Source organism: Alkalitalea saponilacus (genome assembly GCF_900168165.1).
GTDB classification, from domain to species: Bacteria; Bacteroidota; Bacteroidia; order Bacteroidales; family Marinilabiliaceae; genus Natronoflexus; species Natronoflexus saponilacus.
Genome location: NZ_FUYV01000002.1, coordinates 72,986 through 97,067, shown reverse-complemented (window position 1 = coordinate 97,067; position 24,082 = coordinate 72,986). Strand labels below are relative to the sequence as shown.

Below are 24,082 nucleotides of genomic sequence, written 5' to 3'. Positions count from 1 at the left end.
CAATTAACTTGAAAGTTATTTCCTTATGACTATCTCAATTTTTTCCCGCTGTCTGTTAAACGGGATGATCAATTTTGATCTCTTTTCATCAAATGAGAAGTCCGACCTTCTTCCATTTATATTGACTCTTCTTGGCTCTTTCTCTAAATTATGTATTATGACATTATAGTGTCTTTGCTCCGGTTTTCCATAATAGTTGCCCTTGTTGCAATTTACTTCAATTTTTAACTGTCGTCCGGTATTGGTTGCTTGGTAAGACACCAGTTCATACTCACCATTCTCAATAGATGTCGGATTTTCACCATCATCCATGAACATTTGCCCATGTCCATTTTCGGTTTTGGGATGATGGTAATAACTTACCAGAAGAGTGTCGGTTGAGAAATATTCGGTGGACATTACCGGTTTTGCTTTGGTAATAAAACTGCCTGCTTTCACAAACACAGGTATGTTCTCAAAGGGCGTTTCAACAGAAATGGTTTGTCCTCCACTATATATTTGATTATTGAAAAGGTGGATCCAATATCCTTCAGGTAGTGTAACGTCCCGTGAAGTAATGCCCGGCTCCAGTACCGGCGCAACCAAAAGGTTGTCGCCCCAGTAGTAAGTGTCATATATGTCGAAAAACTCCGATTTATCTGGATGTTCATAAAAAAGTGGACGGGCTAGCGGAGTGCCTTTGGTCGTTTGTTGCCAACTCATGGTGTATAGGTATGGCAACAGTTCATATCTTAGTTTTATAAACTCCCTGATAACATCTTGAGCATCATCACTGAAATAAATGGGCTCGGATGGGATGCTTTCACCATGGGGGCGATAAACAGGGTTGAATACTCCAAATTGCATCCATCTTGTATATAATTCATCGTCTTTTTCACCGGCGGCAAAACCTCCCAAGTCAGAGTGCATATAGGGAATACCGCTCATAGACATGCCCAGCATAATGGGAAGTTGTGCACGAAAACCATTCCAGCACCTGGACACATCCCCCGACCATGGAAAAACTGAATACCTCTGGCTTCCTGCATATCCGGCCCGGTTGAGGAAAAACAACCTTTGATCAGGATAATGCTCGCGGTATTTATCATGAAGCATTTTACTCCAGTAGTGTCCGTAGATGTTGTGTATTTCATCTGATGAGCCTGCTTTGTAGTAGATACCTGCGGGATGTTTTTCGGGTTCACCCAAATCACCCCACCATCCAGCGATTCCTTTCTCTATGTGAGGCACATGTTTACTCCAAAACCATTCCATGGCATCGGGGTTAAACACATCGATCAATGATGCCGGTCCAAACCAAAAATCGTCAATAACAAATGCGTTTCCGGTGCTGTCCTTTCCGAAGTATCCCTTTTGAGCCATTTCATCGTAGTGGTCTGAATCTGTCAGGAAAAATGGTTCTGTGATTAATATGGTTTTGACTCCGTTATCCAAAAAATGATCAATCATTTTTTGGGGCTGTGGCCAGTTCTCAGCTTCCCAGGTTAAATTCCCCATCCTGAAATCGCCGATTCCTTTTCCAAACCAATAGAGATCCATAATCATTGCATCCAATGGAAACCCGGCCATGATGGTGGAGTCGGCTACATTTATTGCGTGTTCCTGCGAAGTATATCCAAATCGACTTTGCAAGTGACCCAGTGCCCAGAAAGGGGGGAGTGGCTGAGTGCCTGTCAAAAGTGTATATTCCTTTAAAGTTTCTTTGTGGTCGTTTCCGGTAACAATATATACAGTGAAGTTTTCCTTGTTGGATTCCAGTCTGAATATATTTTCATCGCTGTATCCAATATCGGCTGTGGCTCGTTGTGGTGCATCAAAAAAGATGAGGTATGGACGATCGGATACAAAAACAGGAACGGAATAGTTGAGGTTCTCTGCACCCCATGCGTAACCCCAGTGTGGCTCGTTGTTGAGCCTTAGCTGGTAGCCTCGTCTATCCATCGGGATGGCGCGACTGCCACCTCCGGTTATTTTCTCTCCGGGCTGCAATTGAATTGAAACACCGGTAGAATTCCCATTTTGCATACTTCCATGAATCAGAATGGTTTCCTGGTGCTGAGATCCGGTGCGTAAACTTATTTCAAAGGGCTTTTTTTGGATGGTGACTTGATTTTGACCCATTCTGGTCATAATTCTGGAGTCTTGTTCCTGAATAATTAAGGGTTGTGATCCGGGATGTGCAATCAGCGCATCACTTGGATCACTGAAAATTGAATCTCTGCAAAAAGAGATCACTATGCTATTTGGGGTTACAGCGGCCATTCGTATATGACCTTCGTTGGTGCTTAAGACCAGACAATCCCTGGTTTGGGAGTGGTTAATTAAACTGACTTTGTTGTTATTCCCGGCTGGCGAGCCCCAGAGGGCTGCCAGTGGAATAATCAGGAAAATTTGGGGAATAATAAACCTGAATTTTAACATGGTTAAATCTATTTTAGTTCGATAATCAAGGCAGATTTTGCCGGAACTGTTATTTTGTCCAGTTTTTCATATCTCTTTCCTGTGACTATCTCTCTTCCGCCTGAATAGTTGGCCAAAATTTCATTAAAGCGGCTCATGTCCACCTCAGTATTGTTTTCATTATTGTTGTTCATCATCACCATGATGGCTTCTCCGTCTAAATATCTGAAATAGACATAGACTTCGTTTTGAGGAACAAAATGGAGAGTGTTTCCATGATGAATGACATGGCTGTTTTTGCGATAGTTCAGTACCGTTGTCAGATAATCAAACACCTCATTTTGCTCTGCAGTTCTTCCTGCACGGGTAAATGCATCCACTTCATCACCGGGCCATCCTCCGGGATAGTTTTGACGAATGGCTGCATGACTGGCTGCTCCGTCTCCTCCCATCAGAATCTCGCTTCCGTAATACCATTGAGGAATTCCTCTAACGGTGCCTAGAAATGCAATGGCCAGTTTCATTTTGTTGATGTCGTCGTTGAAAAAGTGCATCATTCTGCCGAAATCATGGTTTTCGGCAAATACCACCAAATGTTTTGGATACCGGTATAGATGATCATCGGCTAAAACGTCATAAAGACGTTGTAAACCGCTGTCCCATCCTTCTCCTTCGTTAAAAGCACTGCTGATGGCATAAGCCAATGGAAAGTCAAATAGATTTTTAATGTAGGAATTGTATCCATCCTGGTTGGGGAAATCTTTTTGCCAGTAGGCCAATTGCGAAGTGTTTCCAATCCATGATTCTCCTACAATTGAGAAGTCGGGATACTCTTTTTTAACGCGAAGAACCCAGTCAGCCATTGCGTCTTTGTCGGGGTATGGATATGTGTCCATTCTAATGCCCTGTAGTCCGGCATACTCAATCCACCAGATGCTTTTTTGAGTCAGATAGTTGAGAACCAATTCGTTTTTCAGATTCATATCCGGCATGGTTGTGTCGAACCAGCCACACACGGTCAGGTCAAAATCTGCTTTTGAAGCATAAGGATCCGAAACCGTGCTCAAACGATAGTTTGAGCGCGTAAACTCAGGATATTGATGTACCCAGTCTTCCGTTGGCAAATCATTCATCCACCAGTGCTTGCTTCCACAGTGGTTGAAAATCATATCCATGATAATTTTGATTCCTCTTTCTCGACTTGCATCAACCAAAGCTTTAAATTCCTCATTGGTTCCAAGTCTGCGATCGATTTTATAATAATCTGTTGTGGCATATCCATGGTACGATGCTTCGGGTTGGTCGTTTTCCAGAACTGGATTTAGCCATATGGCAGTAAAACCCATATCTTTAATGAAATCCAGACGTTCTTTAATTCCCTGAAGATCGCCTCCGTGACGGCCGTATGGTTCGTCTCTGTTTGGTTTTTCAAGCATTCCGGGAATCATGTCGTTATTGGGGTTGGCATTGGCAAACCTATCCGGCATAATCAGGTAGATGGCATCCGTCTGATTAAAACCTTCTCTTTCGGCTGAGCCTTTTTCACGGGTTAGCAGCTCTAAAGTTCTGGTGGTTCGCACTCTGCGTCCGTCTCTGAATCTGATCTCCATTTTTCCGGGATTGGCATTCTGGCTGATATTTACATCGATGAAAAGATAGTTTGGATTTTCAACCGCGATGATTCTTTCAATGGATACGCCGGGATAATCAATTTCCGGCCTTAGCAAAGCGATATCTTTGCCATATGCCATTAACTGGACTGTAGGATTTTGAAAACCAATCCACCACGAGGCCGGTTCCAGTCTTTCTTTAATGTTTGACGCAAAGCTCTGATTTCCGTTTCCGGCCAACAATGTAGCCAGGAGCATAAGAATGATAAATCTACTCTTTTTAAGCATAGTATGTAGGTTTTAATGATAGTGTGACAGATTCTGATGGTTTTACGGTTACTTTTTCGTTGTAAACCATTAGGGTTGCTTCATTTTTGGCATGAGAGATGATCTCAATATTGTCCTGACTTACCTTGACTTCGAGATAGTTTCCTCTGAATACCACCATGAATGCATAGGATTTCCATTGTTGAGGAATGATTGGGTTCAAATGGAGTTTCCCATCTTTTACCCGTTTCCCACCAAAACCTTCAACGATCGACATCCATGTTCCGGCCATACTGGTGATGTGAAGACCTTCATGAACTTCGTTGTTGTAGTCATCCAGATCCAAACGGCTGGTACGCAGGTATAGGTCGTATGCTTTATCCTGTTTGCCAAGTCGTGCTGCAAGCACGACGTGAACGCAAGGCGAGAGCGATGATTCATGCACAGTACGAGGTTCGTAGAAATCGAAATGTCGGCGAATGGTGTCAGTATCAAATTCATCCTCAAATACATAAATGCCTTGAAGTGTGTCGGCTTGTTTGATGAAGCATGAACGCAGGATTCTGTCCCATGACCAGTGCTGGTTGATTGGACGAGTGGATGCCGGCAGGTCATCTGCCATCATTTGTTCCTTGTCCATGAAACCATCTTGCTGCATAAAAATGTTTAGATTCTTATTAAATGGGAAGTGCATCTGCTCACATATTTCTGCCCATTTAGCAGTCTCCTCAGCATATTTAAAATTGATGTTTTCTAAAATGGCCTGATAACGGGAGGGGTTCATCGTTTCAACAATTTTTAGTGCCTTGGCTGCGTATGTCATACACCAAACGGCCATTTTGTTGGTGTACCAGTTGTTGTTGATGTTGTTCTCGTATTCGTTTGGCCCGGTAACGCCCAAAATGACATATTTCTGTTTTTCGCCCGACCAATTGGCGCGCTGTGCCCAGAATCTTGCAATGGCAATCAAAACTTCCAACCCATATTCTTCCAGATACTTCTCATCACCTGTGTGGCGGATGTAGTTGTATATGGCAAAAGCAATGGCCCCATTTCTGTGAATCTCCTCAAAGGTGATTTCCCATTCATTGTGGCACTCTTCTCCGTTGATGGTAACCATGGGGTAAAGTGCAGCACCACCTGTGAATCCAAGTTTTTCCGCATTTTCAATGGCCTTTTGAAGGTGTTTGTAACGATACACAAGCAGGTTTCTTGTAACATGCTGTGGTGCAGTAGCCAGGAAGAACGGAATGCAATAAGCTTCGGTATCCCAGTAAGTGGTTCCACCGTATTTTTCGCCGGTAAAGCCTTTGGGGCCTACATTCAACCTTTCATCATCGCCTGTGTAGGTCTGGTTCAACTGGAAAATGTTAAAGCGTATTCCCTGCTGTGCTGCAACGTCACCTTCTATTTTTATGTCGCTGTGTTCCCAGATGGTGGCCCAATGATTGATCTGGATTTTCAGCATTTTGTCAAATCCTACAGTTTTAGCCTGCAACGCTCTTTGTTGAGCCTTACTGATAAGTTGCTCGTTTTGATGATTTAAAGAACTGGTAACGCCTATGAATTTGTCGAAAATGATGGTTTCGTTTTCAGAGGCTTTAACTTCTACTCTGTTTGATGTTCTAGCAGCATTGTGTGAAGAAGAAACTTTGTGATTTCGTGTGTTGATGTCCCAATTCATGGCATATGCAACCCGAAAATCCAGTTTCTTCGTCTGAACCAACAGTTCACCTTCTCCATTTTTGCTGTTTGTGGTTAAAATGTTCCAGAATTTTTCATCGTAGTTGGAGTCTTCGTTTTCCACATCACCATCAATATAAGGCTCAAAAGCCAATTGGCCGGTGAAGTTGAGGGGAGTAACAGCGTATCTGATAAATGCACATTCAGGTTCAGACATGCTTAGAAACCGTGTCGCGTCTACTTTTACTTGTTTCCCATTATTTAAGGTTGCTTTGAATTCTCTGGATAAAATGCCCTTTTGCATATCGAGTGTACGCACAAAACCTTCGGTTTTGCACTTGAACAGGTCCAGTTGTTCACCTTCAATCTCAACGTTGATTCCTATGTAATTAGGAGAATTCAGTACCTTGGCAAAATACTCTGGGTATCCGTTTTTCCACCATCCAACTCTTGTTTTATCGGGGTAGTACACCCCGGCAATATAGCTTCCCTGAAGGGTCGATCCGCTGTATGTTTCCTCAAAGTTGGCTCTTTGTCCCATTTTACCATTTCCGAGACTGAATATGCTCTCGGAAGCTCTCTGGTAATCAGGATTAAAGCCTTCTTCAATTATTCTCCACTCATCGTGCTTCAAATATTGTCTCATCTTACTGTCAGTTATTGGAGTTTAATAATGTCCTGCAATTTAATTTCGTTCAGCCCGCTTACTACCATGTTGGCTTTTGAAAGAATTGACGGTGAACCAATACCCACACATTTCATTCCTGCAGATATGGCTGCTTCTACCCCGGCTTCGGCATCTTCAAAAACAACGCACGTGCTGGGCGGAACGTTAAGCGCATCAGCTCCTTTCAGAAATACTTCAGGATCTGGTTTTGCCTTGGTTGTATTGGTTCCATCAATGATGGCGTCAAAATATTTGGTAAGTTCCAGACGTTCCAAAATGGTCATGGCATTTTTACTTGCCGATCCCAAAGCTGTCGCAATCCCATTTTTCTTACATTCTGTTAGGAACTCTTTTGCTCCTGGTAAAATCTCGTCGGGTTTCATTTGCAGTATAAATGAGCGGTAATGCTCATTTTTTCGATCTGCAAGTTCTTCTTTCTCTTCAGTGGATTTGGTAACTCCTCCAATTTCAAGAAGAATATCAAGTGAAGCCATGCGGCTTACACCTTTAAGGCGTTCGTTGTGTTCAAGGGTGAATTCAAATCCCATTTCACTTGCCAGTTCCTTCCACGCGATGTAGTGATACTTGGCAGTATCAACTATCACTCCGTCAAGGTCAAACAAACAGGCTTTTATCATTTTTCAGTTATTTTATGCTATTGTATTAATTCAATTTAAACCCTCCGTTCCGCATTTAAAGTTTAAAGTTGATGGTTGGGATGTTCCGATCTCCTGTCTCCGTTCTGCCTTTCCCTATTTTTCCATTTTATCTTCAACAAACACCACCGAAACAGCCGCAATTAAAAGACTGACTCCGGCAATGATTAATGCGTAAATAGCCTGTGAGTCGAAAACACGCTTAATGATTGGTCCGCCAAAAATTCCGTTTACAATTTGCGGCATGGTAATGAAGAAGTTAAACAGCCCCATGTAAATTCCATATTTGGCTGCCGGTAAAGCGCTGGATAGGATGGCATAAGGCATTGAAAGAATACTTGCCCATGCAATACCAATGGCAATCATCGGAACAATTAGCATGGTAGGACTTTGAATAAAATAGATGGAAGTTAATCCTACTGCGCCAATTGCCAAGGCAGCTGCATGCGTTCCCTTACGTGAAATTTTCTTTGCCAGGAATGGTAATGTAAATGCAAAAATAGCGGCAACACCATTATAAACACCAAATAACACTCCAACCCAGTTAGCTGCGTTATTGTATTCAGCAGATGCAGTATCATTGGGAGCTAATCCATAAATATGCTGTGCAATGGCCGGTGTGGTGAAAACCCACATTCCAAAAAGAGCAAGCCACGAGAAGAACTGTACAAGACCAAGTTGCTTCATGGTTTTCGGCATGGCCGCAAAGTCCTTAAATATTTGCATAAAACCGGCATCCTTCTCTTTGGAATCATCGGAGTCTTCCACTACACCATATTCCTTAAGCTCTTTTGCCGAGTACTCTTTGGTTGTTACTACCGTCCATATGATGGCTCCTACCAAAACGGCGGCACCTACATAAAAAGAGTAAATCACATTGGAAGGTACAATTCCAGGATCAGCGGTTTTGGAAACACCCAACCATTCTGCCAGAACATAAGTTATAAGTGACCCGACAACCGCACCTATCCCAATCAGTGTTGCTTGCACCGAGAAGCCTCTGGCTCGTTGTTCATTGGGCAGTTTATCTGCAACCAGAGCTCTGAAAGGTTCCATGGCTACATTAAAAGATGCATCCATAACCATCAGCATCCCTGCTCCAATAAGCATAGGCGGAATAAACAGAGTTAATGATCCTGAGTTGGGCATAAAAATCAGTGCTATGGCCGCGAAGATTGCTCCAGCCAGGAAAAAGGGTCTACGTCGTCCCAAACGGGTCCAGGTGCGATCACTGTAATGCCCCACTATGGGCTGTACAAGCATACCTGTAATGGGAGCTGCAAGCCAAAACCATGAAAGGTGTTCAACATTGGCTCCAAATGTTTGTAAAATCCGACTTGCATTGGCATTTTGCAGGGCAAAACCAAACTGGATTCCCAAAAAGCCTACGCTCATGTTCCAAATTTGTGCTGTTGACAGCCGAGGTAATTGCTTCATCTGTTTTTAGATATTAATTCGTGTGATTCATGAACCATTCCTTCAAAAGTTCCTCTGCTCACGAAAAGGTTAATTAATAGTTTATAGAATGTTTAATATTTATTTTATTCAATGTCGCTAAATAAATTAGCCATGTTCGATATGATTGTCCTCTTTCTTGCTTGTTATTCTATGCGCTGCTACTTTCTAAACTGAAAATTATGGGGCAACTTCTGTTAGAATATTATAAAAAGAATACAATATCAACTGCTATTACTCCTGTATCGTTAATCGACACAGTAATTTTGTAATAAAAAATGCAATAGTTTGATTTAAGTATAAGCGAACCTGTCTGGCAGGTAAAAGAAAGTTGTTGTGGTAATTCCTAAATTGTAAATTTCCCGTTTACAATGACAAATATAGAAGGTTTTTATTCTAATGTAAATAAAGAAAAGATTTTTTTTATTGATGTTTATTGCAGGTATGCAGTGAGTTGCCTTATTGCAATCGTTTGCGAAGGGTGTGTTCTAAGTTGTTAATTTCTAGTATGATGGTTTAATTGCTTTGTTCGCAATCGTTTTCGAAGAATGAATTTTTATGTTGAACTTCTCTTTTTTAATGTTGGGGTAATTATTTTGGTTTGGTAGTTGATTGGTGCTGTGGGGTTCTCCAATCGTTGAATAAGCATTCGGACAGCCTCACGTCCCATTTCATATCCTTTTTGTTCTACAGTAGAAAGCGGAGGCGAAGCGATGGTAGCGTTAGGACCATCACCAAATCCAATGACTTTTATTTGATCAGGAATTTTATACCCATTTTGCTGTAATACTTGCATGATAGCAATAGCAGTACTATCATTGACGGCAAAAACGCCATCAATTTCAGGAGCTATATCCAAAAGGTGCTGACGCATGGTAAGAACTTCCTCTCTGGTATCACATTTTAATGTGAACTCTTCTTTTATCTCGATATTATGACTTTTTAAAGCATGGCAATACCCTTCATATCTTTTCTTCCCAATTAACAGATGTTTGGGAGCTGCCAGATGGAGTATTTTTTTGCATCCACATTCTATAAGGTGTTCGGTTGCTACGCGGGCACCTTCAAAATCATCGGTAATGACTCTGTCAGTTTCAATTTCATCACAAATTCTGTCAAAAAACACGACAGGTGTTCCATTATCAATAGCTGTTTGCAGATGGTTGAACTCTTTCGTTGTTTTGCTTATTGAAACCAGCAATCCGTCTACTCTGTGATCCAAAAGTGCCTGGGTATTGATCACTTCCCGATAATAATTTTCGTTGGATTGGCATATCATCATATGGTAACCTTCTCCATAGGCAAGATCTTCCATACCACTAATAACAGATGAGAAGAAATGATGCACTATTTCAGGAATAATCAGACCCAGAGTGTTGGTTTTTTGTTTTCGAAGGCTTAGTGCTAAAGCATTTGGCCGGTATTTTACTTTTTCAGCAAATGTTTTCACCAGATTGCGGGTCTCTTCACTGATGTCCGGATGGTCTTTCAATGCTCTTGAAACAGTAGAAGGGGAAACCCCTAAAATTCGTGCAATATCTTTTATGGTGATGTGTGAAGGTTTCATATACTCTAAGTTCTGTGGTGTTTTTTGGTTGTTGATTTAAAATTAATAAAAAAAAGGAATGTGTTGTTAAAAGATCCCGCAAAATGCTCTTTTTAGCATTTGAAGAGTAAGTTGTCAGATTAACTAAATAATTGATGTGATTATATGTGGTTTTAAATTGATAGTTGGTATTACTTAATGTTTATATGGGGTTTGGTGATTGCGTACCCCTTTAGAGTAAGAATTACTTATAAAAATTTAAATCGTTTGCGGAAAACGTCTAAAACATGTTATAAAACATATGGATTTTTCGCAAACGTAACCGCAAACGTTTGCGGTTACGTTTGCGAAAAATAACCTGCAAAAATCTGGCTATCAATGTTAAAACATGTTTACAATTCCTCTTGTTTGCTCTATATTTGTTGCAATGATTTTTGATTTCAGATTGAAGCGAAAAGTTGTTAATTCATTTTTATTTCCCCGTTTATAAGATTTTATCATGCTAACGAGCATTAGAATCTTACGCCAAAAACTTTTATAAAAATTAACTAAATCATGTTTTTATGAAGAAGATGTTATTAAAACAAAAATTCCTGATGCTTTTATTGGGCTGCCTTATTCCCTTGGGAGTATCTGCTCAGCAGGTAAACGTTACGGGTAGGGTCACTGATAGTACTAATGGAGAACCTGTTCCGGGAGTAACTATTGTGATTGCCGGAACGCCAACAGGAACAATTACTTCTATTGATGGAACCTATTCAATTAATGCCAATGTAGGGGATATATTGCAATTTTCTTTTATTGGCTATGATACAGAAAGACGAAACGTTTCTGCCGACGCAACAGTTGTTAACGTTGTTATGCAGCCGAGTGTATTTGGAGTAGATGAGGTAGTTGTTATTGGATATGGACAAATACGTAAGTCTGACGCTACTGGTTCAGTGAATGTAATTGGAGCGGATGACTTCAACCGCGGTCCAATTACCACGCCACAAGGATTAATTACGGGACGCATTCCTGGTGTAATGGTTACACAGGGCAGTGGAGCGCCTGGATCCGGATCTACTATCCGAATCAGGGGAGGATCCTCATTATCAGCTTCTAATGATCCGCTTATTGTAATTGATGGGTTCCCCGTTGATAATAGCGGCGTAGAAGGGCTAGCTAACCCCCTTTCTACCATAAATCCCAATGATATTGAGTCAATGACTGTTTTGAAGGATGCTTCCGCAACAGCCATCTACGGATCACGAGCTTCAAATGGTGTAATTATTATTACAACCAAAAGGGGAACACAGGATGGACTGAATATAAACTATACCGGAAATGTTTCTGTAGGACGACTGGTGAAATATCATGATGTTTTTGATGGTAATGAGTTTCGTGATTTAATTGCCGATCGCGTTGCCAATCATGGCATGGATCCAGTGGCATTGACCAGACTAGGGCAGGCTAATACTGACTGGCAGGATGAAATCTACAGAACTGCAGTTTCTACAGACCACAACGTGAGTTTTTACGGACGCTATAATGATATTCCATTCAGAGCTTCTATTGGACACACCATAGAAAATGGTATTCTCAAGGAATCAAGTTTATCAAGAACGACTCTTGCAGTGACTGCAAATCCTTCATTCTTTGATGATCAGCTTAGGGTTACCATAAACCTGAAAGGGATGGACATTCATAATAATTTCTCTAATCAGGATGCGATTTCTTCAGCATTTCAGTTTGACCCATCACAGCCAATCAGAAATGATAACACCAGATATGGTGGATACTTTACATGGATTGAATTGGCTCAGGCAGACCAGTTAAATGGAAATCCCATAAATATTGCGACTCACAACCCGATGGCCAGATTGGCATACAGGGATGATCAATCAGATGTTCAGTCAGCAATTGGTAATATTCAGTTCGATTACGCAGTTCCATTTTTGGAAGGACTAAGAGCAAATTTGAACATGGGTATGGAAGTTTCTGAGGGCGAGGGTAATAATAATACGGATCCAAGAGCTTCGTGGAGCTTGCGTGAACCGTCATTTAATGTTCAGAGTTATAGAGGTACTCGTAAAAATCAATTACTTGATTTCTACCTGAATTATGTGACAGAAGTAGGAGATCACCGATTTGATGCTACTGCTGGTTATGGATGGCAGTATTTTTATCGCTCAGGCAGTTCACGCAACAGATCCTGGGAAATGGGTGATGATGGCGAATACATAGGAGCTGGTTCTCGTGCATATAAGAATGAAAACTATTTGGTGTCTTTCTTCGGCCGTTTGAATTATGCTTTTATGGACAGATATCTCGTAACTGCCACATTAAGAAATGACGGCTCTTCCAGATTTGGAAAAGATAATCGCTGGGGATTGTTCCCTGCCTTTGCTTTTGCATGGAAGATAAATGAAGAGTCTTTTCTTGAGAACGCTGATTCTCTTTCGGAATTAAAGATGCGTTTTGGATACGGAGTGACTGGCCAGCAGGATATCGGTACAAATTATTACCCGTATATTCCAATTTACAGGGAAAGTGAGCAAGGTGCCTATTATCGATTTGGTGACACCTATTATTCAACTCTCAGACCAAACCCATATGATGCAAATCTTAAGTGGGAAGAGACAACGACTTATAATCTTGGTTTAGACTTTGGGTTCCTGAATAACCGAATCCAGGGATCAGTAGATGTTTATCACCGTGAAACGGTTGATCTTATTAGTAACGTTCCTATTGCTGCCGGAACAAATTTCTCAAACTACCTGACCACGAATGTTGGTTCACTTGAAAATCAAGGTATAGAAATTGATCTTAATTACCGCGCTATCTCCAGACTTGATCTGAGATGGTCTATTGGAGCCAATTTCTCTGCCAACCGTAATGAGATAACCTCTCTGTCAAATCTTGACACAGAAGACGCAGGTGTAGGATATCCTCTTGGAGGTATTTCAGGAGGAACAGGAAACACAGTTATGTGGAACCGTGTAGGACAAGCAGCCAATACTTTCTTCTTGTTCCAGCAGGTTTACGACACCAACGGAATGCCAATTGAAGGGCTGTATGTTGATAAAACCGGAGAAGGTGGAAATGTTGCTGGAAATAATGACAACAAATACTTTATGGGTACACCAACTCCCGATTTCTTGATTGGTATTTCATCTGACCTCAAATACAGAAACTGGGACTTCTCGTTTGCCGGAAGATTAAGTATTGGAAATGAAGTGTATAACAATAACTGGTCAGACAGAGCTATTTATCAGGAGCTTTACAACCAGTCTGGTTATCTTTCAAACATTCCAAAGGCTGTGCAGAGAACAAATTTCACAAATGCACAATATTGGTCTAGCGTTTATTTGGAAGATGCTTCATTTTTCAGAATGGATCATATCACTTTGGGATACTCATTCGAAAGATTGTTGACTGAAAGATTAAGTGGTCGTGTTACTGCTTCGGTGCAGAATGCATTTGTTATTACTGATTATTCCGGATTAGATCCTGAGGTTTCCGGAGGAATTGATAACAATATTTATCCCAGACCAAGGACATTTATGTTGGGAGTGAATGTAAACTTCTAAAATGATCACTTCTTAAAAGATTATAGAATATGAGACATATTAAATTTCTATCAATATTTGCAATTGCTGTGATGGTAGCCTTTACAGCATGCATAAACGATTTGGATGTAGAGCCTATTGACCCTAATGAGGCAACTGCAACAAATGTATTTTCTGATGAGCTATCATATAAACGTGCTTTGGCACGTGTATATGCAACCTATGCCATCAGTGGTCAACGTGGTGGAGGTGGTGGATTGCCTGATATCGAAGGGATTGATGAAGGCTTTGGTAACTATCTGCGTTTATATTGGAATTTACAACAGTTACCAACTGATGAGACAGTGATGGCATGGGATGATGCCAGTATTAAAGATTTCCATTGGCACACCTGGTCACCAAATGATGTGTTTATTGGTGCTATGTACTCGCGTATTTTTTATGCCATTACATTGGCAAATGAATTCATCAGGACTTCCGAAGATGCCATGGGCAGTGCAACAGGTGATTTTCTTGAAGATCTAAGACTATATCAGGCAGAATCTCGTTTCTTAAGAGCTTTTTCTTATTGGCATGCCATTGATATGTTTGGAAACGTGTCTTTTGTAACAGATGAAGATCCGATTGGGGCATTTTTTCCTCAACGAATCACTCGTGCCGATCTTTTCGATTACGTCGAGCAGGAACTTATTGATTTAGAAGGCGACCTTGCTGCGCCTGGTACCAATGAATATGCTCGCGTTGACAGAGTTGCTGCATGGATGTTGCTTTCTAAACTGTATCTTAATGCAGAGGTTTATATTGGAGAAGCAAAATACACTGAAGCATTAACTTACCTAAATAAAGTTATAAATGAAGGAGGGTATTCAATAGATCCTAATTACATAAGAATGTTTAGGGTTGATAATGACCAGAGTCCGGAAATCATTTTTCCAATCTCTTTTAATGCTCAAAATACTCAGCAATATGGTGGTATGACATTTATTACCAATGCATCAAGAGGTGGAAACATGCTGCCAAATGGTGTTGGTGCATGGGGTGGAATCAGAGCGATTAAAGAACTTGTAGAGATTTTTGGGTTTAATGAAAGCGATTTTACTACCGAAGATCCGGTATTTAATGCCAGAGAAGATCACCGTGCTCAGTTCTTCTTTGACCCTGAAAGTTGGTCATGGGAAGTAGAAAATGTTGGTTTGTTTACTCATGGTATAGGTGTATACAAATTCACAAATCTAAGATCTGACGGTGAACCAGACCCAATGGCAGAGGGAGACTTTGCCAGCACTGACTTCCCAATGTTCCGTTTAGGCGATGCTTATCTTATGTATGCCGAAGCTGTGCTAAGAGGAGGACAAGGTGGAAGCAGAGCCATTGCTCTGCAGTTAGTTAATGAACTGCGCGACCGTGCTTTCGGAAACACGAACCATCGAATAACTGACTCTGAACTTACTTTGGATTTCATTTTGGATGAACGTGCTAGGGAACTTTACTGGGAAGCACATAGAAGAACAGATCTGATTCGTTTTGGGAAACTCACAGGTGGTGATTATATCTGGACCTGGAAAGGAAACGTTCCTGAGGGACGTTCTACAGGAGCTTTTAGAGACTTATATCCAATTCCGGTGAATGATTTGGATACAAATCCTAATTTGATACAAAATACCGGTTATTCAAATTAATCTGTTCGGTTTTTGCCCAAAGGCACTCTTTAAAGTGCCTTTGGTAAAAATTCAAAAACTGTTTAAATAATTATCTCTATGAAGAAGTTAAGATTTTTAATAATAGCAATATTGGGTCTGGCTGTTTTTGCTGCTTGCGAAGACGAGTTTAAACCCACATTGGATATGGAGGCTTCAACGCCACCTTCCTTGACAAGTCCAACTCATGATCAATCTTTTCAATTGCTGGAAGAAAATGCCTCACAACCTATGGTATTTTCATTCTCAAAGGCTCTGTTTGATGTAAATGTTTCAGAGGAGTATTTGATTGAAGTTTCAATGGAATCTGATTTTTCTGCTCCACGCAATTTGTCAGGTACTGAAAACCGAGCTGAGGGAACATTTACGTCGACTGTTTTAACGTTTAATCAAGCGTTAATTGCTTTGGGATATGAGGTGGGTGAAGATGCCTATGCATATATCAGAGTCAGAGCAAGACTTATTGGAACCAGTATTAATATGCCTTCTGAGGTTGTCAGAGTTGTTGTAAATCCATTCATGTCTGATGGGCCAGCAGCAGAAAGATGGACAGTTATTGGTAGCGCTGTTGGCGGATGGACCGATGCTGATGAGAGGACAATGAATTATAATGCCGAAACAGGATTATATTCTCTTACAGTAGACATGTTGCCTGGTGAATTTAAATTCAGAGCTCCTGAGAAAGATCCAGGAAATGCCTGGGCACATAACCTTGGTTTGGTTGGAGACTCCAGAACTGTGATTGAGGAAGCAAATGTTGCTCTTGAGCATGACGGAGCCAATATAGCTACCCCCGGAGGAAACTACACCATTACATTAGACGCTGAAAATGAAAAGTTCTCAATTGTTCAGAATGAAGCTGCAGATTTAACTGATTGGGAAGGTGTGGTTGTAGAACTTGTGGGAAGTGCCATCAGTTCTGATAACGATGGAGCAGAGCCAGACGGTGCCTGGTCTTGGGGCAATGTGCTGTTGGCCAACAATGGAGGTGTTCCATCGCATTCCGAGGGAACTTATACCTGGACCTGGGAAAAGGTTGTTCTCGATGCCGATGAAGGTTTTAAAATCCGTACGCTAAATGGAGTAGCTGCTCCGCAGAATGATATCAATTTCGACACAGGATATGGAAGCCTTGATGCAGGCAATAGTTCAGGTCTTGTTATTGATGATGATGGCAATTTAATGGTGTCCGAAACCGGGGAATATACCATTGTATTTACCATTAATGCTGTTAATGCAAACGAAATGATCATCACCATTAACGAATTCAAAGAGTTTCCCGATAATGTTTACATGATTGGAACCGATTTTGGAGACTGGAATTGGGAATCCGACGGTATCGTGGAGATGCTTCCATTCCCTGGACAAGAGGGAGAATTTTGGATCATTCGTCATTTTAATGCAGCTAATGGATTCAAGTGGAACACGGAAAAAGTTTGGGGAGGTGACTTTGAACAACTAGGAGAGTCTGTTGGATTTACTACTGCTGATGGAAATGCTTTTGTGCCTGAGGATGGTCTTTACATGGTTCGCATCAATTATGCAGAAGATAAGATTACCATTGAACCTGTGAACGAACTATATCTAACAGGATCAGCAACGCACGGATGGAATTGGGATGAACCAGTGACGGCTATTTCCTGGACCAGCGAAAACAAGTTGGAGGGTGAAATTAACTTTACCCAAAATGAGCATTTCCGCTTGTTTGCTCAAAAGGATTGGGGGCCACTAAGTATGGGGCACGACATCATTACCAATTTTGATACCTCGGTAATTATAGTTGCAGAAGGTCATGGAGATCCAAACTGGGAGTTTGTTGCCGAAAGTGGCACATATCACTTTGTTCTTGATCTGGGAAGTAGTTCTATTGAAATTACACCAGTTGAAGACTAAGATTAAACAGACCAGTTTATAATTATAAACTTTTCACTCACCCGATGATTATTTCATCGGGTGAGTATTTCTTGTTTATTAAATCATCATTTAATGATTTTGTTTGGGCTTCTTATATAGATGAACCTTATTCGTTTTGAACGAATAAGGATAATAAGAGTGACTCACGAGGAGATATCATAACAGATATTTGTTTGTTTTTTTTAAAAAACTCAAAGGGGTTTAGCGTATGAAGCATTTACTACAAATAATTCTTCTTTTCATATTCATAGGTGGAGTGCAATCTCAGGTTGTTACTACCGAGCCGGTTATAGTTACGGAAGATGAGTCGGTTACAATTACTTTTTATGCCGACAGGGGATCAAGAGGATTGGTGAATTTTACCGGGGAAATTTACGCTCACACAGGAGTCATAACCAATGAGAGCACGGGAAGCTCAGATTGGCGTTATGTGATTGCTGAGTGGGGCGAAAATATCCCGAAAGCAAAATTGACCATGGTTGCCTATAACAGGCATCAACTGGTTATTGATAACATCAGAGAATACTACGGTGTTCCTGCCGAGGAAGAGATTCTTCAGATGGCATTTGTTTTTAGGAGTGCCACACAAATAAACGGAAGTTGGAGAGAAGGTAAAGATACAGATGGCAGTGACATTTTTATTGAAGTATTTAAGCCTGAACTTGCAGTTGTTTTTCAGTCGCCGCAGGACGATATTCTTGTTTTAGCCAATGAGGAGATTACTGTTGTGGGGCATTCTATGAATGCAGATGGAATGAAACTATTCCTGAATGAGGAAGTGATACACGAAACATCATCTTCAACATTGGAGCACACTTTTGCGGCACCAGCTTCAGGTGTACATGAAATAAAGCTTGAAGCATTTGATCAGAACAATTCAGTTTCCCAAACCCGGTCTTTATTCATTCGTCAGGAAACGGTAGAGGAACCAAAACCTGAGGGTTTGAGATTGGGAGGCAATGTCATTGATGAAGAAACGGTAACGTTTGTTCTTCAGGCGCCATTTAAAGAGTATGTCTATCTTATTGGAGACTTTAACAATTGGGAGCCAAATCCTGATTCTCAAATGAAGCGGGATGGTGAGTTCTACTGGTTAACCATCAATGATCTTGAATCAGGGGTTGAATATGCATACCAATACTTTATAGACGGTACACTTCGGCTAGCCGATGCTTACACCAACAAGGTTCTTGATCAGTGGAACGATCAATATATACCTGACAGAATTTATCCTGATTTAAAGCCATTTCCTTCAGATAAAACGACAGGTTTGGCTGCGGTGATAAATACTGCTCCTGAAGTTTACGAGTGGCAGGTAACGGACTTTACACCTCCGGCCAACGAAGACCTTGTGATTTATGAAGTTTTAATCAGGGATTTTACACATAATGCAGACATTAAAACCATTACCGATACGCTCGATTATTTCGTTAGATTGGGGGTTAATGCCATTGAATTGATGCCATTTAATCAATTCGAAGGGAATGAGAGTTGGGGGTATAATCCATCCTTCTTTTTCGCCACCGATAAAGCTTATGGAACAGCCAATGACTATAAAGCGTTTATCGATGCATGCCACAAACGTGGCATTGCAGTGATCATGGACATTGTTCTGAATCATACCTTTAGTCAATCTCCTCTCTTACAAATGTATTTTCAAGGTGGACGAGCTGCTTCAAATAATCCATGGTATCTAAGAGATAATAACATTCAGAACCCGCATTTACAATGGGGATTTCCTTTAAATCACGAAAGTGAGTATACCCAGGCATTGGTCGATAGTGTTCTCTCATTTTGGGTAACGGAGTTTAAAATTGATGGTTTCCGGTTTGATTTTACCAAAGGGTTTACGAATACGCCATATGGACCCAATTCATGGGCCAGCGAGTATGATGCCAGCCGTGTTGCCATTCTAAAAAGAATGGTTGATAATTTGCGTGAGGTTAAAGATGATGCCATCATCATTTTTGAGCATTTGGCTGATAATTCTGAAGAGACAGTTTTGGCTGATTACGGTATTTTGCTGTGGGGAAATATGAATTACTCATTTAGTGAGGCTGTAATGGGTTATCATGATGGAGGAAAATCAGATTTCTCCTGGGCATCATATACCAACAGGGGTTGGAGTAATCCAAACCTAGTGGCCTATATGGAAAGTCATGATGAAGAGCGGGTCATGTTCCGTGCTTTGAATTATGGAGCAGAAGCCACTGACTATTCGGTTAAGAATCTTCGGAATGCACTGAACAGGAAAAAGGCTGCGGCAGCATTTCTGTTTTCTATTCCCGGACCAAAAATGATCTGGCAGTTTGGTGAATTAGGATTTGACTACAGCATTGATGATTTTGGTGGCCGTTTGGCACCAAAACCACCAAAATGGGATTATCTTGAAAACGCTGATCGTAAGCGTTTATGGAATGTTTATTCGCAAATGATCCATTTGAAAAGGGAAGAGCCTGTCTTCTCTACAACTGATTATAATATGAATGTTGCAGGAGCTGTTAAGCAGATAGCACTTAACCACGAGAGCAACGACATTCGTCTTGTCGGTAATTTTGATACTCAAACACGGACTGTTACACCACAGTTTAGTTCAACCGGTTGGTGGTACAATCACTTTAAGGGTGATAGTATTTATGTGGAAGACCTTTCATTGGAAATTGAATTGGCTCCGGGAGCATTTACTCTATTTTCTTCCACCAAAATGTTTGGATTTGATCCGACAACTTCCATACGTGATTTGCAGAAATCATCGTTAAATATAGAGATGTATCCGATTCCGGTAAATGATAAGCTTTATGTGCAGTCACCCTATGTGATTTCATCTGTGTATGTTTTTGACGCCAATGGACGACAATTATTGCAACGAACAGTCGATGATCATACTATTGAATTACAGACATCCCATCTGTCTGCCGGTTTTTACCTTATTCAGGTGGTGCATCAGAATGGAATTGTGAGTAGGAAAAAGTTCTTGAAATAGATGTTTTTATTTCTTCATGTCAATAGAGGGTGTTTCAATAGAACGAGACGCCCTCTTTTTATTGATTCCTATCTGAGGGATTTTTCAAACTTTCAATTCCCAAAGGCATTTTAGAAAAAACTTATGCGATAACATTGATTTGATGAATTTTACGCTTTCATCTTTGTTTTCAATTTGTTAGGGTCAGATTGTTTTGGTGTTTGTATATTGATGGTTTCAGATTGAAACGATTTCGTTTCAACCTGTCTGAAGAAAATCTTTTTCAAAATATAGACCATTGTACTTCCAATAATTTTTAGATCGGCAATGATTGAAAGGTTATTTATGTATATGACATCGTAAATCAGTCGTTCTGTCATTTCATTCACATTGTGAGCATACCCGTATTTTATCATGCCTAACGATGTCAGTCCGGGCTTTACCTGCAAAATGAATTTATAGTATGGAGTCTCTTTTTCCACCTGAGATGCAAAGTAAGCCCTTTCGGGACGAGGTCCCACCAGGGACATTTCACCTTTAAGAATATTCCAGAATTGAGGAAGTTCGTCCATGTGAGTTTGTCTTAAAAAGCGCCCTGTTTCAGTAATTCTTCTGTCATCGCCTTTGGCAGCTAGCTGAGGGCCGTTTTCTTCAGCATTTACATGCATCGTACGAAATTTGTACATGGTAAATTGGTTCCCGTTTTTCCCCAATCTTTCCTGCTTAAAAAAAACCGGGCCTGGTGAATTTCTTCTGATTTTCCATGATAGAAAGGGATAGATAATAGCGGTTAATATTAACCCTGGTACCGCTACCGAAATATCCAGTATTCTCTTACTCAGTTTATATCCCAAGTTGATGCTCCGAGGTCGTATGGAAACAACCGGAATTTCGGTTAGGTGTGATACTCCGATCTGAACAGGAATGGATTCTGTTGAGCCTGGCGCCAGTCTTACTAAAACCTCCTCTGTGTTTATTTCTGTAAGTATTTTTTCTGTTTGCCTGGTTTTCTGCGAGTGATTGAATATGATTACTTCATCAATAGAGTATTCTTTAACAATGTCAGGTGCATTGTCAAATCTGCCAAGATAGGGTATTTCAGGATGAAAATCAGGTTTTATTCTTTCTGTTCCACAATAACCTGACAAAGTCAGGTTATTCACGCCTATGTAGCGTAAAAACTCTTTAAAATAAGCGTTACTAGGAAAATTATGAAATACAAGTAGTACTTTGTGCGATAATATATTTGTTTTGAGCAACATGGTGAATGTCAGGTGAATCAGCAACCTGTTAATTGAGATGGTTGCGGCATAAATAACTGTTACCACGAGAACCTTCAGCAAAAATCGCGAAGGAACACCACTTGTTGGTTCAAAATATGTAATGGCTACAAGAGTTGTGAGATAATAGAGACCGAGGATCACCAACGGTCGTTTGATGGAAACTTGTCCTACAATGGATGTATCGGTTTTGTAGCTCCCAAAAATAGAGAAGACAACAATAAAGGTAAATGGTATCCATATTTTAGGACTCACATCAATTGGCAGACTAAAGTCTGTGAGATTTGTAGATATAACCAGGGCTGTGAAAATGTTGAGAATTAAAACCCCGGTCAGAAAGTCTGTTACCAGCGTAATTAAACCTGGCAATCCCCGTTTGATGAATTTTTTTGAGAACATTTAAATCTTGTAAATCTTGTCAATAATTTTGGCTTTAAGGTGTTTACAGGGTTAGTTGTGCTGTGGTATGTTTTTCAAAAATGTAACAGCAAACTGATACGTTTAGTTGTTGTCTCATAAATGAACTCTCGGGATGTATTATATCTTCAATTTAGCAATAATTTACTATTATTGGTCGAAGATATCACAAATAATTTAAACGTTGTTTTTTGATTAATATTATACTAAATAGCTGTTTAAATTTACCAGAAGATGTACAGCATCGTCTCGATTAAAGGGGTAATATAGTTTTCGTAGAAAACTATATTCTTTTTGTTGGAATAAAATTTTTTACATCATTGTTCTTTTTCTATCTTATCTCAATAAGCTCTATTAAGTTTTACAAAAATGAATATCCTATAGGTGCTATGTCACTCATTTATTAAGAAGATGATGGGATGTTGTTGAATTTGTGAATGTTAAGTGCGCATTCTGACGTTGTTTTTAGTCGATGTAAGATCAGATTGATATGCAATCATTCATCTTTGATGAATTATTCATGGTAGTTCTAAAAAGTCGATTAATTTTGTCCTTATGCTAGAAGATTCATTCCGACATAAAGGGTTGCGTGCTCGTCTGGTTGACGAAGTCCGGAAAAAGGGGATCACTGATGAAAAGGTCTTGGAAGCCATTGGGTCGGTGCCCAGGCATGTTTTTCTCGACAGTTCCTTTGTAAAATATGCCTACAAAGATATGGCTTTCCCAATCGGAGCTGGTCAAACCATTTCGCAACCTTCCACCGTTGCACTTCAAACCAGTTTATTAAAAGTAAAACCAGGGGACAAAATACTGGAGGTTGGCACAGGCTCAGGATATCAGGCGGCTGTGCTTTGTGAGATGGGTGTTCACCTTTTTTCTATTGAGCGTCAGCCCGAATTGTATAGCAAAACAAAGATTGCTTTGTCCGGTTTTAAGTACCGAAAATTACGTCTTTTTTTGGGAGATGGGTATGAAGGATTACCCGGGTTTGCTCCGTTTGACGCCATAATTGTCACAGCAGGTGCATCAGAAGTACCTGCTTCGCTTCTGATGCAATTAAAAACCGGAGGTATTATGGTTATTCCTGTTGGAACAAGTACTCAGGTCATGACCAGGATCATACGTATAAGTGATCAGGAATTTGAAAAGGAGGAATTCGGGAAATGTGCATTTGTGCCAATGTTAAGTGGCGTTGCACAAAAACAATTATAGGCGATTATCGTTAGAAATAGAAGAACTTAAAAGTTAAACAGGAAGACATGATACAAGTAAAGAATTTAGTTTATAATCCGTTTCAGGAAAATACCTATATCGTTTATGACGAAAGCAAGGAGTGTGTAATCTTTGATCCGGGAATGTTGAGTGACCAGGAGTGTCAGCATTTCTCTGATGAAATTGATAGTTTGGGTGTTAAGCCTGTAAAGCTGTTGCAAACTCATTTGCATTTGGACCATGTTTTTGGCACATCATATGTGTCGAAAACATATGAACTTGATCCGGAATCACATAAAGATGATCTTTTTTTTCTGGAACAAACGCAGGATTATGCATTGCAATTTGGATTGGAAGTGCGGGAAAAGCCTCCTTTGCCAAAAGAATTTCTGGCGGAAGGCGATGAGGTTCGTTTTGGAAATACCGTTTTTAAAGTCATTCATATTCCAGGGCATTCTCCCGGTGGAATTTTGTTCTATAATGAAGAAAGCAAAATTCTGTTTTCCGGTGATGTGCTGTTTCAGGGAAGTGTTGGTAGAAGTGACTTGCCGGGTGGTAATCACGAGAGTTTAATAAAAGGCATTCAGGAGAAATTGATGGTTTTGCCTGATGATGTGGTTGTTTATAGTGGCCATGGCCCTTCCACAACCATTGGAAAAGAACGTTACAATAATCCCTTTTTGTAATTGATAATAATCACCCTGATAATCGATAGATAATTGACATATTTGTGTTAATTTAAGTCCCTGAATAATGATGATTTAT

The 24,082-nt window shown here is 40.4% G+C and carries 13 protein-coding genes; 6 read left to right on the top strand and 7 right to left on the bottom strand.

The window, feature by feature from the left end; all coding sequences use genetic code 11:
* Positions 1 to 15: 15 nt before the first annotated feature.
* The 6 genes from B5X70_RS02505 to B5X70_RS02480 form a co-directional block, all read right to left on the bottom strand.
* On the bottom strand, positions 16 to 2,421 hold the full coding sequence (locus B5X70_RS02505; protein ID WP_079556299.1) for a TIM-barrel domain-containing protein: 2,406 nt from the start codon (positions 2,419 to 2,421) through the stop codon (positions 16 to 18).
* A gap of 8 nt (positions 2,422 to 2,429) precedes the next feature.
* On the bottom strand, positions 2,430 to 4,298 hold the full coding sequence (locus B5X70_RS02500) for a glycoside hydrolase family 13 protein (RefSeq protein ID WP_079556298.1): 1,869 nt from the start codon (positions 4,296 to 4,298) through the stop codon (positions 2,430 to 2,432).
* The gene (locus B5X70_RS02495) at positions 4,291 to 6,606 is read right to left on the bottom strand and encodes a family 65 glycosyl hydrolase domain-containing protein (RefSeq protein ID WP_079556297.1); all 2,316 of its coding nucleotides are present in this window, start codon (positions 6,604 to 6,606) and stop codon (positions 4,291 to 4,293) included. The genes B5X70_RS02500 and B5X70_RS02495 overlap by 8 nt, the downstream gene beginning before the upstream one ends.
* A gap of 11 nt (positions 6,607 to 6,617) precedes the next feature.
* Positions 6,618 to 7,265 carry a beta-phosphoglucomutase gene (gene pgmB / locus B5X70_RS02490; RefSeq protein ID WP_079556296.1) on the bottom strand — a complete coding sequence of 216 codons (648 nt, stop codon included), beginning with the start codon at positions 7,263 to 7,265 and terminating at the stop codon, positions 6,618 to 6,620.
* A 114-nt stretch (positions 7,266 to 7,379) separates the two neighbouring features.
* Positions 7,380 to 8,720, bottom strand: coding sequence for an MFS transporter (locus B5X70_RS02485; protein WP_232468292.1), 1,341 nt, complete (start codon positions 8,718 to 8,720; stop codon positions 7,380 to 7,382).
* Between the two features lie 574 nt (positions 8,721 to 9,294).
* Complete coding sequence (locus tag B5X70_RS02480) at positions 9,295 to 10,305, bottom strand: LacI family DNA-binding transcriptional regulator (RefSeq protein WP_079556295.1); 1,011 nt, start codon at positions 10,303 to 10,305, stop codon at positions 9,295 to 9,297.
* A gap of 542 nt (positions 10,306 to 10,847) precedes the next feature.
* Here B5X70_RS02480 and B5X70_RS02475 point away from each other — a divergent pair.
* From B5X70_RS02475 to B5X70_RS02460, 4 genes are all read left to right on the top strand, one after another.
* A complete protein-coding gene (locus B5X70_RS02475; RefSeq protein WP_079556294.1) occupies positions 10,848 to 13,856 on the top strand; it encodes a SusC/RagA family TonB-linked outer membrane protein in 3,009 nt (1,002 codons plus the stop codon).
* A gap of 29 nt (positions 13,857 to 13,885) precedes the next feature.
* A complete protein-coding gene (locus B5X70_RS02470; RefSeq protein WP_079556293.1) occupies positions 13,886 to 15,514 on the top strand; it encodes a RagB/SusD family nutrient uptake outer membrane protein in 1,629 nt (542 codons plus the stop codon).
* A gap of 78 nt (positions 15,515 to 15,592) precedes the next feature.
* Positions 15,593 to 17,425, top strand: coding sequence for a SusF/SusE family carbohydrate-binding protein (locus tag B5X70_RS02465; RefSeq protein WP_079556292.1), 1,833 nt, complete (start codon positions 15,593 to 15,595; stop codon positions 17,423 to 17,425).
* Between the two features lie 229 nt (positions 17,426 to 17,654).
* Positions 17,655 to 20,429 carry an alpha-amylase family glycosyl hydrolase gene (locus B5X70_RS02460; RefSeq protein WP_079556291.1) on the top strand — a complete coding sequence of 925 codons (2,775 nt, stop codon included), beginning with the start codon at positions 17,655 to 17,657 and terminating at the stop codon, positions 20,427 to 20,429.
* A gap of 149 nt (positions 20,430 to 20,578) precedes the next feature.
* Here B5X70_RS02460 and B5X70_RS02455 read toward each other — a convergent pair whose 3' ends face one another.
* The gene (locus B5X70_RS02455) at positions 20,579 to 22,087 is read right to left on the bottom strand and encodes an exopolysaccharide biosynthesis polyprenyl glycosylphosphotransferase (protein ID WP_079556290.1); all 1,509 of its coding nucleotides are present in this window, start codon (positions 22,085 to 22,087) and stop codon (positions 20,579 to 20,581) included.
* A gap of 573 nt (positions 22,088 to 22,660) precedes the next feature.
* Here B5X70_RS02455 and B5X70_RS02450 point away from each other — a divergent pair.
* Together B5X70_RS02450 and B5X70_RS02445 are read left to right on the top strand one after the other, a co-directional pair.
* Positions 22,661 to 23,317 (top strand): protein-L-isoaspartate(D-aspartate) O-methyltransferase, encoded by a 657-nt coding sequence (locus B5X70_RS02450; protein WP_079556289.1) that lies wholly within the window; start codon positions 22,661 to 22,663, stop codon positions 23,315 to 23,317.
* Between the two features lie 47 nt (positions 23,318 to 23,364).
* Positions 23,365 to 24,003 carry an MBL fold metallo-hydrolase gene (locus tag B5X70_RS02445; protein ID WP_079556288.1) on the top strand — a complete coding sequence of 213 codons (639 nt, stop codon included), beginning with the start codon at positions 23,365 to 23,367 and terminating at the stop codon, positions 24,001 to 24,003.
* The last annotated feature ends 79 nt before the right edge of the window (positions 24,004 to 24,082 follow it).